General features: G+C 74.2%; 11 protein-coding genes and 1 tRNA gene. 10 read left to right on the forward strand and 2 right to left on the reverse strand.

Translation table 11 applies throughout. The features are described from left to right. The first annotated feature begins 30 nt into the window (after positions 1–30). The 8 genes from trpC to ACI79O_RS10690 all read left to right on the forward strand — a co-directional run bounded on the left by trpC (position 31) and on the right by ACI79O_RS10690 (position 12,852). Positions 31–840: an indole-3-glycerol phosphate synthase TrpC gene (trpC, locus tag ACI79O_RS10655; RefSeq protein ID WP_456876021.1), complete on the forward strand. Its 810-nt coding sequence runs from the start codon at positions 31–33 to the stop codon at positions 838–840. A 74-nt stretch (positions 841–914) separates the two neighbouring features. Further along, positions 915–2,264 (forward strand): tryptophan synthase subunit beta, encoded by a 1,350-nt coding sequence (gene trpB / locus ACI79O_RS10660; RefSeq protein WP_456914095.1) that lies wholly within the window; start codon positions 915–917, stop codon positions 2,262–2,264. Then, on the forward strand, positions 2,261–3,064 hold the full coding sequence (gene trpA / locus ACI79O_RS10665; RefSeq protein ID WP_456914096.1) for a tryptophan synthase subunit alpha: 804 nt from the start codon (positions 2,261–2,263) through the stop codon (positions 3,062–3,064). The genes trpB and trpA overlap by 4 nt, the downstream gene beginning before the upstream one ends. After that, positions 3,061–4,026: a prolipoprotein diacylglyceryl transferase gene (lgt, locus tag ACI79O_RS10670; protein ID WP_456914097.1), complete on the forward strand. Its 966-nt coding sequence runs from the start codon at positions 3,061–3,063 to the stop codon at positions 4,024–4,026. Before trpA ends, lgt begins: the two co-directional genes overlap by 4 nt. Positions 4,027–4,330: 304 nt before the next feature. After that, entirely contained in the window at positions 4,331–8,995 is a 4,665-nt protein-coding gene (gene gltB, locus ACI79O_RS10675; RefSeq protein WP_456888053.1) for a glutamate synthase large subunit, read from the forward strand. Then, complete coding sequence (locus tag ACI79O_RS10680; RefSeq protein ID WP_456914098.1) at positions 8,988–10,487, forward strand: glutamate synthase subunit beta; 1,500 nt, start codon at positions 8,988–8,990, stop codon at positions 10,485–10,487. The genes gltB and ACI79O_RS10680 overlap by 8 nt, the downstream gene beginning before the upstream one ends. 77 nt (positions 10,488–10,564) lie before the next feature. Beyond that, entirely contained in the window at positions 10,565–11,980 is a 1,416-nt protein-coding gene (pyk, locus tag ACI79O_RS10685) for a pyruvate kinase (protein ID WP_456888057.1), read from the forward strand. Continuing rightward, positions 11,977–12,852 carry an acyl-CoA thioesterase gene (locus ACI79O_RS10690; protein ID WP_456914099.1) on the forward strand — a complete coding sequence of 292 codons (876 nt, stop codon included), beginning with the start codon at positions 11,977–11,979 and terminating at the stop codon, positions 12,850–12,852. The genes pyk and ACI79O_RS10690 overlap by 4 nt, the downstream gene beginning before the upstream one ends. On the opposite strand, the gene ACI79O_RS10695 is transcribed toward ACI79O_RS10690, so the two are convergent. Then, on the reverse strand, positions 12,830–14,464 hold the full coding sequence (locus tag ACI79O_RS10695) for an aminotransferase class V-fold PLP-dependent enzyme (RefSeq protein ID WP_456914100.1): 1,635 nt from the start codon (positions 14,462–14,464) through the stop codon (positions 12,830–12,832). The two genes, ACI79O_RS10690 and ACI79O_RS10695, sit on opposite strands and share 23 nt — an antisense overlap. A gap of 220 nt (positions 14,465–14,684) precedes the next feature. Beyond that, positions 14,685–14,761 (reverse strand) — tRNA-Leu (locus ACI79O_RS10700). A gap of 80 nt (positions 14,762–14,841) precedes the next feature. On the opposite strand from ACI79O_RS10700, the gene ACI79O_RS10705 reads away from it, so the two are divergent. Both ACI79O_RS10705 and ACI79O_RS10710 read left to right on the forward strand, forming a co-directional pair. Continuing rightward, a complete protein-coding gene (locus ACI79O_RS10705) occupies positions 14,842–15,444 on the forward strand; it encodes an ANTAR domain-containing response regulator (protein ID WP_456888063.1) in 603 nt (200 codons plus the stop codon). 165 nt (positions 15,445–15,609) lie between these two features. After that, positions 15,610–16,953 (forward strand): ABC transporter substrate-binding protein, encoded by a 1,344-nt coding sequence (locus ACI79O_RS10710; RefSeq protein WP_456888065.1) that lies wholly within the window; start codon positions 15,610–15,612, stop codon positions 16,951–16,953. Positions 16,954–17,279 lie beyond the last annotated feature (326 nt).

Here is a 17,279-nt window from a genome sequence, read left to right on the forward strand (position 1 = left end):
ACCCCCGACGACCAGCAGCGAGGAGGCGGTGTGACCGTCCTCGACGACATCGTCGCCGGCGTCCGCGAGGACGTCGCGGCGCGCGAGGCGGCCACCCCCCTGGCCGAGGTGAAGGCCGCCGCCCGCGACGCCCGCCCCGCGCTCGACGCGCTCGCCGCGCTGCGCGAGCCCGGCGTGGGCGTCATTGCCGAGGTCAAGCGGCGCAGCCCCAGCAAGGGCGCGCTCGCGGACATCCCCGACCCCGCGGTGCTCGCCCGGCAGTACGCCGCAGGCGGCGCCCGGGTGATCAGCGTGCTCACCGAGCGGCGCCGCTTCGGCGGCTCGCACGCCGACCTGGCCGCGGTCCGCGCCGCCGTCGACGTGCCGGTGCTGTGCAAGGACTTCGTCGTCAGCAGCTACCAGGTGCACGAGGCCCGGGCCCACGGCGCCGACGTCGTCCTGCTCATCGTCGCCGCGCTCGAGCAGAACGCGCTGCTCGGGCTGCTCGAGCGGGTCGAGTCCCTCGGCATGACGGCGCTGGTCGAGGTGCACACCGAGGCCGAGGCCGACCGCGCGCTGTCCGCCGGCGCCTCGGTGATCGGCGTCAACGCCCGCGACCTCACCACCCTCGAGATCGACCTGGGCACCTTCGAGCGGATCGCGCCCGGGCTGCCCTCGGGCGTGGTCAAGGTCGCCGAGTCCGGCGTGCGCGGCCCGCGCGAGCTCATCGCCTACGCCGCGGCCGGAGCCGACGCCGTGCTGGTCGGCGAGGGCCTGGTCACCGCCGGCGACGCCCGCCAGGCGGTCGCCGACCTGGTCACCGCCGGCTCGCACCCGGCCGTGCCGCGCACGACCCGCTAGACCCCGGCCTCGCTGCAGGGTCCCGCCGCGAGCCTGCGAGGGGCGGGGGGCAGCGAGGTCCTTAGGCTGGGCGCATGACCAGCAGCGCCGTGCACCCGCCCGAGGACCGACTCGCCCCGGCGCGTCCGTCCTGGCCGGATCCCACGGGTCACTTCGGCGTCTTCGGTGGCCGCTTCGTGCCCGAGGCGCTGATCGCCGCGCTCGACGAGCTGACCGAGGCCTACGAGACGATGCGCGTCGACCCGGCCTTCCTCGCCGAGTTCGCCGCCCTCCAGCGCGACTACACCGGCCGGCCCAGCCCGATCACGGAGGTGCCCCGGTTCGCCGAGCACGCCGGCGGCGCTCGGGTCCTGCTCAAGCGCGAGGACCTCAACCACACCGGCTCGCACAAGATCAACAACGTGCTGGGCCAGGCGCTGCTCACCAGGCGGATCGGCAAGCAGCGGGTCATCGCCGAGACCGGCGCCGGCCAGCACGGCGTCGCCACCGCCACGGCCGCGGCGCTCATGGGGCTGTCCTGCACGGTCTACATGGGCGAGGAGGACACCCGCCGCCAGGCGCTCAACGTCGCTCGCATGCGGCTGCTCGGCGCCGAGGTCGTGCCGGTGACCACCGGCTCGCGCACCCTCAAGGACGCCATCAACGAGGCGTTCCGCGACTGGGTGACCAACGTCGAGACCACCAACTACGTCTTCGGCACCGTCGCCGGCCCTCACCCGTTCCCGGCGATGGTCCGCGACTTCCAGCGCGTCATCGGCGACGAGGCCCGGGCGCAGGTGCTCGAGCGGGAGGGCCGGCTGCCCGACGCCGTGCTGGCCTGCGTGGGCGGCGGGTCCAACGCGATCGGCATCTTCACCGCGTTCGTCCCCGACGAGGGGGTCCGCCTGCTCGGGCTGGAGGCCGGCGGCGACGGCGTCGACACCGGCCGGCACGCGGCCACCATCACCGGCGGCTCGCCCGGCGTGCTGCACGGCGCCCGCTCCTACCTGCTGCAGGACGACAACGGGCAGACGATCGAGTCGCACTCGATCAGCGCCGGCCTGGACTACCCGGGCGTGGGCCCCGAGCACAGCTTCCTCCACGACATCGGCCGCGCCGAGTACCGCCCGGTCACCGACGCCGAGGCGATGGAGGCCTTCGCGCTGCTGTGCCGCACCGAGGGCATCATCCCGGCGATCGAGTCCGCGCACGCCCTGGCCGGGGCGCTCGTCCTCGGCCGGGAGCTGGGGCCGGACGCGCTGCTGCTGGTGAACCTCTCCGGCCGCGGCGACAAGGACGTGGAGACGGCGTCGCGCTGGTTCGGCCTCGGCGACCGCGAGCACGTCGAGCCCGGCGCCGGCATGGACACCGACCAGCGGCCCACCGAGGGCGCGGTCAGCAACGACCAGGCCGTCCCCGGCCGGGACGCGGGGGAGTCGGCATGAGCCTGCTCGCCGACCGCATCGCCGCCGCCCGGGCCGAGGGCCGCGCCGCGCTGATCGCCTACCTGCCGGTGGGGTACCCCGACGTCGACACCTCGATCGAGGCGATGGTCGCAGCCGTCGAGGGGGGCGCGGACGCCCTCGAGGTCGGGGTCCCGTACTCCGACCCCGGCATGGAGGGCCCGGTCATCCAGGAGGCCATGGACGTGGCCGTCCGGGCGGGCGTCGGGCTGCGCCACGTGCTGCCGGCCGTGCGGGCGGTCGCCGCGGCCGGCGGGGTGCCCGTGGTGATGAGCTACTGGAACCCCATCGAGCGCTACGGCGTCGACCGGTTCGCCGACAACCTGGCCGCCGCCGGGGGGGCGGGGGCGATCACGCCCGACCTCATCCCCGACGAGGCGGGGCCCTGGCTGGCCGCCACCGACCGCACCGGCCTCGACCGGGTCTTCCTGGTCGCCCCGTCGTCCACCGACGCCCGGCTGGCCGCCACGGTCGCGGCGTCCCGGGGCTTCGTCTACGCCGCCTCCACCATGGGGGTCACGGGCACCCGGGCAACGGTCAGCACGGCCGCCGGCGAACTGGTCGCCCGCACCCGCCCGGTGGCCGGGGACCTGCCGATCTGCGTCGGGCTCGGTGTGTCCAACGGTGACCAGGCCGCCGAGGTGGCCGGCTTCGCCGACGGCGTCATCGTGGGCTCGGCCTACGTCCGCGAGATGCTCGACGGGCGCGGCGCGGAGGGGGTCCGGGCCCTCTCGGCCGAGCTGGCCGAGGGCGTCCGCCGGCGCGCCGGGGTGCCCTCGTGAGCGTCCTCGCGGCGATCCCCAGCCCCGCGCGGGGGACCTGGTACCTCGGCCCGCTCCCGCTGCGGGCCTACGCGCTGTGCATCATCGCCGGCATCGTCGCCGCCTGCTGGATCGCCGAGCGGCGCTGGGTGGCCCGCGGCGGGCGGCCCGGGGAGGTCCTCGACATCGCCATCTGGGCGGTGCCCTTCGGGATCCTCGGGGGCCGGCTCTACCACGTGCTCACCACGCCCCAGCCCTACTTCGGCGAGGGCGGCGACCCGCTTCGGGCGTTCGCCGTCTGGGAGGGCGGCCTCGGCATCTGGGGCGCGATCGCCCTCGGCGGCGTCGGCGCGTGGATCGCCTGCCGCCGCCGCGGCATCCCGCTGCCGGCCTTCGCCGACGCCGCCGCCCCGGGCCTGCTGGTCGCCCAGGCCATCGGCCGCCTCGGCAACTGGTTCAACCAGGAGCTCTTCGGCCGGCCGACGACGCTGCCGTGGGCGCTGGAGATCGACCCGGTCCACCGGCCCGACGGCTACGAGGCGTTCGCCACGTTCCACCCGACGTTCCTCTACGAGCTGCTGTGGAACCTCGCCGCGGCCGCCGTCGTCGTGTGGGCCGACCGCCGCTTCCGGCTCTCCCACGGCCGGGCGTTCGCCCTCTACGTCGCGCTGTACTGCGCCGGCCGGCTGTGGATCGAGATCCTGCGCATCGACGACGCCAACCGGGTCCTCGGCGTCCGGCTCAACGTGGTCACCTGCATCGTGGTCGGCCTGCTCGCCGTCGCCTACATGGTCTGGCAGCGCGGCCGGCCGCGGGAGGTCCTCGACCGGGCAGGGAACACCGACGCCGGGGACGCCGCCGACGCCGGGGACGACGCCCGGGACGAGAGCGCGGACGACGTCGGCGAGGCCCCCACCGGCACCGACGCGCCCGGTGCCCGGCGGTCGGGGGACCGCCCCTCCGGCACGCCGGGGGCACCCTGACCGGACGCGCGCCGGACACCCTCCGGACGCGTGAGCGCCGCGTTACGGCTGTGTACCCTCCTGTGCAGACTCCCAGTGATCCTGGGTCGTCCCACGTGTCGGAACCGGGCCAGCGCTGCCCCGCGGACGACGACCCCGCGGCACCATCCGCGGGGCCGCGAGCTCAGCCGGTCCGGGCACACCGTGTCCGCCGGACGCCGGCTCACCGCAGCCCTCGGCTGCTCTCCGCCCCCCTGACCACCGGCCGTGCCCCCGCGCCGTCCTCGCCACGAGGCCGGCGCGGTAGCCGACGACGGGAGTGACCATGTCCGGGTCCCGCACCCCCGCCCCCCGCACCACCGCCGGCCCGGCCGTGCCGTTCTCGGCCACCCCGCCGGCCACCGGTCTCTACGACCCGGCCAACGACTCGGACGCCTGCGGTGTCGCCTTCGTGGCCGACGCCCGCGGCCGCCGGTCCCGCGCGATCGTGGCCGCCGGCCTGACCGCGCTGCACAACCTCGACCACCGCGGCGCCGCCGGCTCCGAGCCGAACTCCGGGGACGGCGCGGGCATCCTGACCCAGGTGCCCGACGCGCTGCTGCGGGCCGTCGTCGACTTCGACCTGCCGCCGCTGGGGGAGTACTCGGTCGGCATCGCCTTCCTGCCCCTCGACGCCGGCGAGCGGGCCGCCCGCCAGGCCGACGTCGCGCGGATCGCGACCGAGGAGGGCCTGACCGTCCTCGGCTGGCGCGACGTGCCCGTCGACCCCGACGGCGCCGACCTCGGTCCCACCGCCCGGGCGGTCATGCCGCACTTCGCCCAGCTGTTCGTCGCCGAGACGATGGGCGCCCGCGCAGACGCCTCCGCCTTCGGCGGCACGGTGGCCCCGAACGGCGTCACCCGGCTGGAGCGGCGCTCCTTCGTGCTGCGCAAGCGGGCCGAGCGGGAGGCCCGCGAGGCGGGCAGCTCGCTGTACGTGGTCTCGCTGTCCTCGCGCACCCTCACCTACAAGGGCATGCTCACCACCGACCAGCTGCCCGCGTTCTTCCCCGACCTGCGCGACGAGCGCTACGAGTCGGCGATCGCGCTGGTGCACAGCCGGTTCTCCACGAACACCTTCCCGAGCTGGCCGCTGGCCCACCCGTTCCGGTTCATCGCCCACAACGGCGAGATCAACACGATCAAGGGCAACCGGAACCGGATGCGCGCCCGCGAGGCCAAGCTCGAGACCGAGCTGTTCGACGGTCCCGCGGGCCCGGCCGCCGAGCTCGGCCTGGAGCGCGTCTTCCCGGTGACCGCGAGCGACTTCAGCGACTCGGCCACCTTCGACGAGGTGCTCGAGCTGCTGCACCTGTCGGGCCGCTCGCTGCCGCACGCGGTGCTGATGATGATCCCGGAGGCGTGGGAGAACCACGACGAGATGGACCCGGCCCGCCGGGCCTTCTACCGGTTCCACTCCTCGATCATGGAGCCCTGGGACGGGCCGGCCTGCGTCGCGTTCACCGACGGGACGCTGATCGGCGCCGTCCTCGACCGCAACGGCCTGCGCCCGGGCCGCTGGTGGCGCACCCGGGACGACCTCGTCGTCCTGGCCAGCGAGGCCGGCGTGCTCGACATCCCACCCGGCGACGTCGTCGCCAAGGGCCGGCTGCAGCCGGGCCGGATGTTCCTCGTCGACACCGCCTCCGGGCAGCTGGTCTCCGACGAGGAGGTCAAGGGCGCCCTCGCCACCGAGCACCCCTACGAGGACTGGCTGCACGCCGGGCTGGTGCACCTGCCCTCGCTGCCCGAGCGGCGGCGCGCGCGGCCCAGCCACGAGTCGGTCGTCCGCCGCCAGCAGCTGTTCGGCTACACCGAGGAGGAGCTGCGCCTCCTGCTCACCCCGATGGCCGCCAGCGGTGCCGAGCCGATCGGCTCGATGGGTACCGACACCCCGATCGCGGCGCTGTCGGACCGCTCCCGGCAGCTCTACGACTACTTCGGGCAGCTGTTCGCCCAGGTGACCAACCCGCCGCTGGACGCCATCCGCGAGGAGCTGGTGACCAGCCTGGGCCGCACCTTCGGCCCCGAGCAGAACCTGCTGTCGGCCACCGCGGCCTCCTGCCGGCAGGTGTACCTGCCCTACCCGGTCATCGACAACGACGAGCTGGCCAAGATCCTGCACATCGACGACGACGGCGACCTGCCCGGCTTCGCCGCCGTGCGGATCACCGGCCACTACGACGTCACCGGCGGCGGCCCCGCGCTGGTCGAGGCGATCGAGCAGCTGCGGACCAAGGTCAGCAAGGCGATCTCCGCCGGCGCCCGGATCATCGTGCTCTCCGACCGCGACTGCGACGAGCGCCGCGCCCCCATCCCGTCGCTGCTGATGACCGCCGCCGTCCACCACCACCTGGTGCGCGAGCGGACCCGCATGGAGGTCGGCCTGGTCGTCGAGTCCGGCGACTGCCGCGAGGTGCACCACGTGGCGCTGCTGCTCGGCTACGGCGCTGCGGCGGTCAACCCCTATCTGGCGTTCGAGTCCATCGAGGACCTCATCCGCGACGGCGCCCTCACCGGCGTCCAGCCCGCGCAGGCCGTGCGCAACGTCGTCAAGGCGCTGGGCAAGGGCGTGCTCAAGGTGATGAGCAAGATGGGCATCAGCACCGTCGGCTCGTACACGATGGCGCAGATCTTCGAGGCGGTCGGCCTGTCGCAGGACGTCGTCGACGAGTACTTCACCGGCACGTCGTGCCCCCTCGGCGGCGTCGGCATGGACGTGCTCGCCGAGGAGGTCGCCATGCGGCACCGGCGGGCCTACCCGGAGAACCCGACCGAGCGGGCGCACCGCCGGCTGGAGACCGGCGGGGAGTACCAGTGGCGCCGCGAGGGCGAGGTGCACCTGTTCAACCCCGAGACGGTGTTCCTCCTCCAGCACTCCACCCGCTCGCGGCAGTACGAGGTCTTCGAGCGGTACACGCAGACGGTCGACCAGCTGTCGGAGGACGCGGCCACCCTGCGCGGCCTGTTCTCCATCCGGAAGGGCGTGCGCCCGCCGGTGCCGATCGAGGAGGTCGAGCCGGCGAGCGAGATCGTCAAGCGGTTCCAGACCGGCGCGATGAGCTACGGCTCCATCTCGCAGGAGGCGCACGAGACCCTCGCCATCGCGATGAACCGCCTGGGCGGGCGGTCCAACACCGGCGAGGGGGGCGAGGACCCCGACCGGTACGTGCCCGACCCCAACGGCGACCTGCGCCGCTCGGCGATCAAGCAGGTGGCCAGCGGCCGCTTCGGCGTGACCAGCGAGTACCTGGTCAACTCCGACGACATCCAGATCAAGATGGCGCAGGGCGCCAAGCCCGGCGAGGGCGGCCAGCTGCCCGGCGGCAAGGTCTACCCGTGGGTGGCCCGCACCCGGCACTCGACCCCCGGCGTCGGCCTGATCAGCCCGCCGCCGCACCACGACATCTACTCGATCGAGGACCTCAAGCAGCTGATCCACGACCTGAAGAACGCCAACGACCAGGCGCGGGTCAACGTCAAGCTGGTCGCCGAGGTCGGCGTCGGGACGGTCGCGGCCGGGGTCAGCAAGGCCCACGCCGACGTCGTGCTCATCTCCGGGCACGACGGCGGTACCGGTGCCGCGCCGCTGACCTCGCTCAAGCACGCCGGCTCGCCGTGGGAGCTGGGCCTGGCCGAGACGCAGCAGACGCTGCTGGCCAACGGCCTGCGCGACCGGATCGTGGTGCAGGTCGACGGGCAGATGAAGACCGGCCGCGACGTCGTCGTCGCGATGCTGCTCGGTGCCGAGGAGTACGGCTTCGCCACCGCCCCGCTGGTCGTGTCGGGCTGCATCATGATGCGGGTCTGCCACCTCGACACCTGCCCGGTCGGCGTCGCCACGCAGAACCCGGAGCTGCGCAAGCGGTTCACCGGGCGGCCGGAGTTCGTGGTCACCTTCTTCGAGTTCCTCGCCGAGCAGGTGCGCGGGTACCTCGCCGAGCTCGGCTTCCGCTCGGTCGACGAGGCGGTCGGCCACGTCGAGCTGCTCGACACCCGGCAGGCGGTCGACCACTGGAAGGCCCGCGGGCTGGACCTGTCGCGGATGCTGGCCCTGCCCGAGCTGCCCGAGGGCACGCCGCGGCGGGCGGTCCGCCCGCAGGACCACGGGCTCGACGTCGCCCTCGACCAGACGCTGGTCCAGCTGTGCGAGGGCGCGCTGCTCGACGCCCGCCCGGTGCGCCTCGAGCTGCCGGTGCGCAACGTCAACCGCACCGTCGGCACGATGCTCGGCTCGATGGTCACCCGCCGCTTCGGCGGCGAGGGCCTGCCCGACGACACCATCGACCTGACCTTCACCGGGTCGGCCGGCCAGTCCTTCGGCGCGTTCCTGCCGCGCGGGGTCACCATGCGGCTGTTCGGCGACGCCAACGACTACGTCGGCAAGGGCCTCTCCGGCGGGCGGATCGTGGTCCGCCCGGCCCGCGAGGCCCCCTTCGCCGCCGAGGACAACGTCATCGCCGGCAACGTCATCGGCTACGGCGCGACCTCCGGCGAGATCTTCCTGCGCGGGCGCGTCGGCGAGCGGTTCTGCGTGCGCAACTCCGGCGCGCTGGCCGTCGTCGAGGGCGCCGGCGACCACGCGCTGGAGTACATGACCGGCGGGCGCGCGGTGGTCCTCGGGCCCACCGGGCGCAACGTCGCGGCCGGCATGTCCGGCGGGGTGGGCTACGTCCTCGACCTCGCCCGCCACCGGGTCAACCCCGAGATGGTCGACGTCGAGCCGCTCGACGGCGAGTCCTCGCAGTGGCTGCGCGACGTCCTGGTCCGGTACCACGCCGCTACCGAGTCGCCGGTCGCCGCCGCGCTGCTGGCCGACTGGGGCCGGTGGTCGGAGCAGTTCAGCGTGATCATGCCGCGCGACTACCGCCGCGCGCTCGAGGCCCGGCGCGCCGCCGAGGCCGCCGGGACCGATGTCGACCGAGCAGTGATGGAGGCCGCACGTGGCTGACTCCACGGGGTTCCTGAAGTACGAGCGGGCCCTGCCGCCCAGGCGGCCGGTGGACGTCCGCATCCTCGACTGGAAGGACGTCTACCTCTCCCGGCAGAACGGCGAGGACGGCGTCTACCCGGTCGCGGCACTGCGCCAGCAGGCCGCCCGGTGCATGGACTGCGGCATCCCGTTCTGCCACCACGGCTGCCCGCTGGGCAACCTGATCCCGGAGTGGAACGACCTGGCCCGCCGCGACGACTGGCGCGACGCCATCGAGCGGCTGCACGCGACCAACAACTTCCCGGAGTTCACCGGGAAGCTGTGCCCCGCCCCCTGCGAGGGCGCCTGCGTGCTCAACCTGCAGGACTCCCCGGTGACGATCAAGCAGATCGAGTGGGAGATCATCGACCAGGCCTTCGAGCGCGGCTACGTCGAGCCGCAGGCCCCGGCCGAGCGGACTGGTAAGTCGGTCGCCGTCGTCGGGTCCGGCCCGGCCGGCCTGGCCGCCGCCCAGCAGCTCACCCGGGCCGGGCACGACGTCACCGTCTTCGAGCGCGCCGACCGGATCGGCGGCCTGCTCCGTTACGGCATCCCCGAGTTCAAGATGGAGAAGTCCGTCCTGGACCGGCGGCTGGACCAGATGCGCGCCGAGGGCACCCGCTTCGTCACCGGCGTCGAGGTCGGCGGCAGCGGCGAGGGGGACCTGTCGGCCGAGCAGCTGCGTGCCGAGTACGACGCCGTCGTCCTCGCCGCGGGCGCCACCGTCGGCCGCGACCTGCCCGTGCCCGGCCGGGAGCTCGAGGGCATCCACCTCGCCATGGAGTTCCTGCCCTTCGGCAACCGGCAGGCGCTCGGCGAGCTCGACGACCCGCCGATCTCCGCGAAGGGCAAGGACGTCGTCATCATCGGCGGCGGTGACACCGGCGCGGACTGCCTGGGCACCTCGCACCGGCAGGGCGCCCGGTCGGTGACCCAGCTGGAGATCATGCCGGCGCCGCCGGAGAAGCGGGCCGAGGGCAACCCCTGGCCGACCTACCCGATGATCATGCGGGTCTCCTCGGCGCACGAGGAGGGCGGCGAGCGGCTGTACTCGGTCAACACCGAGCGCTTCCTGGGTCATGAGGAGGGCCCCGCCCAGGGCCGCGTGCGCGCGCTGGTGTTGCACGAGGTCGAGCGGGTCGAGGGCCGGTTCCAGAAGGTGGAGGGCACCGAGCGCGAGCTGCCCGCCCAGCTGGTGCTGCTGGCCATGGGCTTCACCGGCGCCCAGCGCGAGGGTCTGGTGGAGACCCTGGGCCTGGAGATGGACGCCCGGGGCAACGTCGCCCGCGACGACGAGTTCATGGCGAGCGTGCCCGGCGTCTTCGTCGCCGGCGACGTCGGCCGCGGCCAGTCGCTCATCGTGTGGGCGATCGCCGAGGGCCGCGCCGCCGCCGGCGCCGCGGACGCGTGGCTGACCGGCAGCTCCATGCTGCCCCGGCCGGTCACCCCGACCGCGGTCGCCCTCCGCTGACGGCTCCGCAGGCCGGGTCCCGCGACACCGCGGGACCCGGCCCGGACGCCGCTGGAGCGACCGTTAGCGTTTCCGGCATGTCCCGCCGCGCGAAGATCGTCTGCACCCTGGGTCCGGCCACCAGCTCCCTGGAGCAGATCACCGCCCTCGTCGAGTCCGGGATGGACGTCGCCCGGCTCAACTTCAGCCACGGGTCGCACGCCGACCACGAGGTGGCCTACCAGCGCGTGCGCGAGGCGTCGGACGCCACCGGGCACGCCGTCGCCGTCCTCGCCGACCTGCAGGGCCCCAAGATCCGCCTGGGCACCTTCGCCGACGGCCCGGTCACCTGGGTCACCGGCAGCCGGGTCTGCATCACCGTCGACGAGGTCGAGGGCACCGCCGAGCGGGTCTCCACCACCTACAAGGGGCTGGCCAACGACGCGCGCGTCGGCGACCGGCTGCTGGTCGACGACGGCAAGCTCGCGCTGACGGTCGTCGGCATCGACGGTCCCGACGTGTGGTGCCTGGTCGTCGAGGGCGGCGAGGTCTCCAACAACAAGGGCCTGTCGCTGCCCGGGGTCGCCGTGAGCGTCCCGGCGCTGTCGGAGAAGGACGAGGAGGACCTCCGCTTCGCCCTGCACCTGTCGGTCGACTTCGTGGCGCTGTCGTTCGTCCGCTCGCCGGCCGACGTCGAGCTGGTGCGCGACATCATGCGCCAGGAGGACGTGCACCTGCCGGTCATCGCCAAGCTGGAGAAGCCCGAGGCGGTGGCGAACCTGGAGGCCATCGTCGAGGCCTTCGACGGCATCATGGTGGCCCGCGGCGACCTCGGCGTGGAGCTGGCGCTGGAGCAGGTGCCGCTGGTGCAGAAGCGCGCCGTGCAGGCCGCCCGCGAGCGCAACAAGCCGGTCATCGTGGCCACCCAGATGCTCGAGTCGATGATCGTCAACTCCCGGCCCACCCGCGCGGAGGCCTCCGACGTCGCCAACGCCGTCCTGGACGGCGCGGACGCGGTCATGCTCTCCGGGGAGACCTCGGTGGGCCGCTACCCGGTCGGCGCCGTCCGCACCATGGAGCGGATCATCGCCGCGGTCGAGGGCGACGACCGGTGGGTGCCCGAGCTGACCCGCCGCTCGCGGTCCCGGTCCGGGGCGATCGTGCGCGCCGCCCGCGACATCGGCGAGGCGCTCGACGTCAAGGCGCTGGCCACCTTCACCCAGACCGGCGAGACCGCCCGCCGGCTGGCCGCGCTGCACCCCCGCCAGCCGCTGCTGGCCTTCACCGTCGACGCCCGGGTGCGCAGCCAACTCGCGCTGTCCTGGGGCGTGGAGACCTTCCTGGTGCCCTCCGTCGAGCACACCGACGACATGGTCGACCAGGTCGACTTCTCGCTGCTGTCGATCGGGCGGCTGCGGGTCGGCGACCGGGTGGTCGTCGTCGCCGGCAGCCCGCCGAACACGGTGGGCTCGACCAACCTCATCCGGGTCCACGAAGTCGGCACCGACTCGTGAGCTCCGGCGGGACCCAGGCCGCCGTCCTCATGGGCGTCCTCGACCTCGAGGAGCGCTCACCCGACCTGTTCGTGGGGCAGACGCCGGGCACCCGGCTGCAGCGGATCTTCGGCGGCCAGGTCGCCGCGCAGGCGCTCATGGCCGCCGTGCGCACGGTGCCGGCTGCCCGGGGGGTGCACTCGCTGCACTCGTACTTCCTGCGGCCGGGTGACCCGAACGAGGAACTGCGCTACACCGTCGAGCGGATCCGCGACGGCCGGTCGTTCTCGACCCGCCGGGTCATCGCCTGCCAGCGGCGCCGCGGCGAGGACGTCGGCGTCTTCGCGCTGACCGCCGACTTCCACGCCGGGGAGGCCGCCGTCGTCACGCACGCCCGGCCGATGCCCGACGTGCCCGGCCCCGAGGACCTGCTCTCCCTCGCCGACCACGCCGCGGGCCACGGCGCCCTGGCCGCCCCGGCGCTGGAGATCAGCCGGGCGGTGGAGCAGCGGCCGCTGGGCAACCCGTTCGCCCCCGACCCGAAGACACCGCCGCTCACCCAGTCCCACGCGTGGTTCCGGGTGACCGGGCGCCTGCCCGACGACGCCGGAGTGCACGCCGCCGCGCTGACCTTCGCCACCGACCTGACGCTGCTCTCGGCCGGGCTGGCGCGGGTCGGCGGCGGGTGGGGCGGCCGCTACGTCGGGTCCAGCCTCGACCACGCCGTCTGGTTCCACGCGCCGGTGCAGGCCGACGAGTGGTTCCTCTACGAGACCGACAGCCCGGCGGCCACCGCCGGCCGCGCGCTGTGCTTCGGCAGCATCTGGGCCGCCGACGGCACCCACGTGGCCACGGTGGCCCAGGAGGGGCTCATCCGGTCACTGGGGGAGTGACGGCGGCGGGGTCGGCCTCCTGGTCGGCCTCCTCGGCCGTCTCCACCGCGCGCAGGGCCGCCAGGCGCTGGGCCTCGCGCTCGGCCTGGACGGCGCGCTCGGCCTCGGCCCGGCGCTCGGCGTCCGCGCGGGCCCGCTCGGCGGCGGCCTCGGCGAAGTCGTCGGCGAGCCAGTCGTGGCCCTCGCACAGCAGCGCCCACGCCCGCTCGACGTGCGCCCGCGTCGTCGTCGGCGCCCCGACGGCCACCCGCAGCACCACCTGGCCGCGCACGGTGGTGTGGGTCAGGAACACCTCGCCGCCGTCGTTGAGCCGCTCGAGCAGCGTCATCGTCGCGACGTCGGCGTCGACGTCGGCGGGCCACCGCGGCCGCAGGCACACCAGCGACAGCGGGTGCGGGACGACGACGTCGAAGCGGTCGTCGGCCTCGGCCCAGCCGGCCAGCTCCTGGGCCAGGGCGACGCCGGAGCGGACGTGCGCCCGCAGCCCCTCGGCGCCGTACCAGCGCAGCACCGCCCACAGCTTGAGCGCGCGGAACCGGCGGCCCAGCTCGATCTGCCAGTCGCGGTAGTCGACCACCGCGCCGGCCTCGGTGGCGGCGTTGCGCAGGTACTCGGGGAGGATCCCCAGCGCCCCGGTCAGCGCCGCCCGGTCGGCGACCCAGAACAGCGTCGCGTCGAAGCCGGTGAGCAGCCACTTGTGCGCGTCGGTGGTGTAGCTGTCGGCCTCCTCGACGCCGGCCTGCAGGTGCCGCAGCTCCGGGGCGAGGGCGCTGACCCCGGCGTAGGCGGCGTCGACGTGCAGCCACGCGCCGTACCGGCGGCAGATCGGGCCGATCTCGGCGAGCGGGTCGACCGCGGTGGTCGACGTCGTGCCGACCGTCGCGCAGACCAGCACCGGGCGGAAGCCGCGCTGCGTGTCCCGCTCCAGCCGGGCCGCGAGCGCGGCGGGGCGCATCCCGAGGTCGCCGTCGACCTCGACGATCCGGACGGCGTCGCTGCCGAGGCCGGCGATCCGCACCGCCTTCTCCATCGACGAGTGGGTCTCCGAGGAGACGTAGACGGTGTACTCGTCGGGCCGCACGCCGTGCCGGACGGTGCCGCCGCCGCTGGCCCGGTGCAGCGCGGCCAGCAGCGCGACGAGGTTGGCCCCGGAGCTGGAGTCCTGGACGACGCCGCCGCCGGTGCCGGTGGACCGGAACGTCCCGGGCAGGCCCAGCAGGTCGGCCAGCCAGTCCAGGACGTGCTGCTCGAGCTCGGTGGCCGCCGGGCTGGTCACCCAGGACATGCCCTGCACGCCCAGGCCCGCCGAGAGCAGGTCGCCGAGGACGGAGGGGCCGGAGGTGTTGGCCGGGAAGTAGGCGAGGAAGCCCGGGTGCTGCCAGTGGGTGACCCCGGGGAGGACGACGCCCTCCAGGTCGGCCAGCACGGCGGAGAAGGGCTCACCCTGCTCGGGGGCCGACGGCGGCAGGGCCGCGCGCACGTCACCCGGCGCCACCCGCGAGCGGACGGGGAACGACTCCAGCCGCGACCAGTAGTCGGCGATCCAGTCGACCACCTCGTGACCGTGCTGCCGGAACTGCTCGGGGGTCATGTGGGGGACGGGCTCGCTCACGCGCCCACCGTATTGCCCGCGACGAGCGGGCCCCGGAGGGGTCGCCCGCGACGAGTGGGCCCCGGAGGGTCCCCGACGAACACCAGGGGAGGGCTCCGCAGGGTTCGGGGACGGCACGTGGCCGCGGTGGTCGTCCGGAGGACGACTGTCGATCACGGTGCCCCCGGTGCGACTCGAACGCACACTGCGCGGGTTGTGAATCGCTCAACCGCGTCCTGACTGGTGCCCCCGGTGCGACTCGAACGCACACTGCGCGGGTTTTGAATCCGCTCCCTCTGCCGATTGGGGTACGGGGGCCGGCCACCGCGACCGGGATCACGGCGCCGCCAGCGTAACCGGGCGGCTGCTCCCGGTTCCCGTCGCTAGGCTCTGCGCCCGTGAGCAGCGAGCCGACCCGGGTCCTGATCGCCGAGGACGAGGCCCTCATCCGCCTCGACCTCAAGGAGATGCTCGAGGAGGAGGGCTACGTCGTCGTCGCCGAGGCCGGCGACGGCCAGACCGCCGTCGACCGGGCCCGCGAGCTGACCCCCGACCTGGTCATCCTCGACATCCAGATGCCCGTGCTGGACGGCCTGGCCGCCGCCGAGCAGATCGCCTCGGACCGGATCGCGCCGGTCATCGTGCTGACCGCGTTCAGCCAGCGCGAGCTCGTCGAGCGGGCCCGCGACGCCGGCGCCATGGCCTACCTGGTCAAGCCGTTCTCCAAGAACGACCTGGTGCCGGCGATCGAGGTCGCGCGCGCCCGGTTCGCCGAGATCTCCGCCCTCGACGGGGAGGTGCGCACGCTCGAGGAGCGGCTGGAGGCGCGCAAGGTCGTGGAGCGCGCGAAGGGCCGGCTGATGGCCGAGCAGGGGATGACCGAGGCCGAGGCCTTCCGCTCCATCCAGCGCGGCGCGATGAACGAGCGGACGTCGATGAAGGCACTGGCCGAGCGCATCCTGGCCGCGGACGCGACACCGGCGGAGGGTGCACCCTCCTGAGTGACACGCGGGGGCCGTGAGCAACGGAGCAGGTCACGACCTCGTCACGGTCTCCGCTCGTGCACTTCCGCGCACTGTGGCAGCGGTTACCTTCTGCGGACTGACGGGGCCGGTGCGTCCGCGCCCGGCCCGCCGCCACGACGCACGACAACTGGGAGTTTCTGGATGCGCACGCGTACCTACGCCCGCAGCATCGCCGTCATGTCCGCCGCCCTCATCGTCCTCACCGCCTGCGGTGGCGGCGAGGAGGACACCGGCGGGGACTCCGGCGGCGGCGGTGACGCCGCGGGCAGCGGTGAGAAGCAGGTCAACATCTACGGCACCGACGGCAACATGGGCAACGCCCTCGCTGAGGACTTCTCCGAGGAGGGCGCCCTCGCCGGGATGAGCGGCACGACGCCGCTCACCGACCTGGGCTCGGAGTTCACCGACCGTCTGCTCGAGGTCGACCCCGCCCTGCAGGACTACAACTACGCGGGTGAGACCTACGACGCGGTGGTCCTCACCGCGCTGGCCGCACAGGCAGCGGGCACCAACGACGCCAACGTCTTCAAGGCCTACGTCAACGGCATCACCACCGGCGGCGACAAGTGCACCGACTTCGCCGGCTGCCTGGAGATCATCAACAACGGCGGCAACGTCGACTACGACGGCATCTCCGGTCCGCTGGCCTTCACCGACGCCGGTGAGCCGGCCGCGGCGAGCTTCGCTCTGCTGCAGTTCGGCGAGGACAACGCGCTCGACGACTCCGCCACGGAGTACGTCATCGCCGGGGACGAGGCCAACGCCTCGACCGACGAGGGCCCGGCGTACGCGCCGGCCGGCACGACCGGCGAGCAGCTGGTCATCGGCACCCTGCTGCCGCTGACCGGTGACCTCGCCTTCCTCGGCCCGCCGGAGGTCGCGGGCGCCCGCCTCGCCGTCCAGGAGATCAACGCCGCCGGCGGCGTCCTCGGCCAGGAGGTCCGCCTCGAGGAGGGTGACTCGGGCGACGCGACGACCGACACCGCCACCCAGACCGCCGACCGTCTGCTGCAGGCCGGCGTCAACGCGATCGTCGGTGCGGCGTCCTCGACCGTCAGCCTCAACGTGATCGACCGGATCACCGCGGCGGGCGTCATGCAGATCAGCCCGGCGAACACGTCGGACCAGTTCACGACCTACAACGACAACGGCCTGTACTTCCGCACCGCCCCGCCGGACGTCCTGCAGGCTCGTGCCCTCGCCGACCTGATCGCCGCTGACGGCAACAACACCGTCGGGATCCTGGCCCGTAACGACGCCTACGGCAACGGCCTCGCCGAGAACACCCGCAACAACCTGCTCTCGGGCGGCCTCAGCGAGGACCAGGTCGTCAACATCATCTACGACCCGAACGCCGCCAACTTCGACACCGAGGTGCAGGAGATGGTGGACCTCAACCCGGACGCGATCGTCGTCATCGGCTTCGACGAGTCCGCCCGGATCATCCAGGGTCTGAACGAGAACGGCATCGGCCCGCAGCGCTGACCCGCTGACGGCGCTGTGAGGCCACAGCGCTGACGACAGCACCACCGGCAGCGGCCCGGTACCCCCACGGGGTGCCGGGCCGCTGTGCTGTCCGGCGGTGCCGGGCCCGGGCGCCACTGCCTGGACGCCCCGGGATGAGTGGGTCCGGACAGCGACGGGAGAGGCGCGGTGAGCCGGACCCGTGATCGACGATGGCGGTCGCGGCTCCCGTTCCCGCGCCGTGGGGGGGGGGGGGGGGGCCCCCCCCCCGCGCCCGCGCCGGCGGCCGGGCCGCCGGGGCGCCCCCCCCCCCCCCGGCCACCGGGGGGCCACCCCCACCCCCACCC

The sequence above is a fragment of the Geodermatophilus sp. SYSU D00696 genome (assembly GCF_054050235.1).

Bases quoted from the DNA above. Each gene is read 5' to 3' on its own strand.
- trpB (WP_456914095.1), top strand. From the start codon at position 915: ATGACCAGCAGCGCCGTGCACCCGCCCGAGGACCGACTCGCCCCGGCG.
- trpA (WP_456914096.1), top strand. From the start codon at position 2,261: ATGAGCCTGCTCGCCGACCGCATCGCCGCCGCCCGGGCCGAGGGCCGC.
- gltB (WP_456888053.1), top strand. From the start codon at position 4,331: ATGTCCGGGTCCCGCACCCCCGCCCCCCGCACCACCGCCGGCCCGGCC.
- pyk (WP_456888057.1), top strand. From the start codon at position 10,565: ATGTCCCGCCGCGCGAAGATCGTCTGCACCCTGGGTCCGGCCACCAGC.
- ACI79O_RS10710 (WP_456888065.1), top strand. From the start codon at position 15,610: ATGCGCACGCGTACCTACGCCCGCAGCATCGCCGTCATGTCCGCCGCC.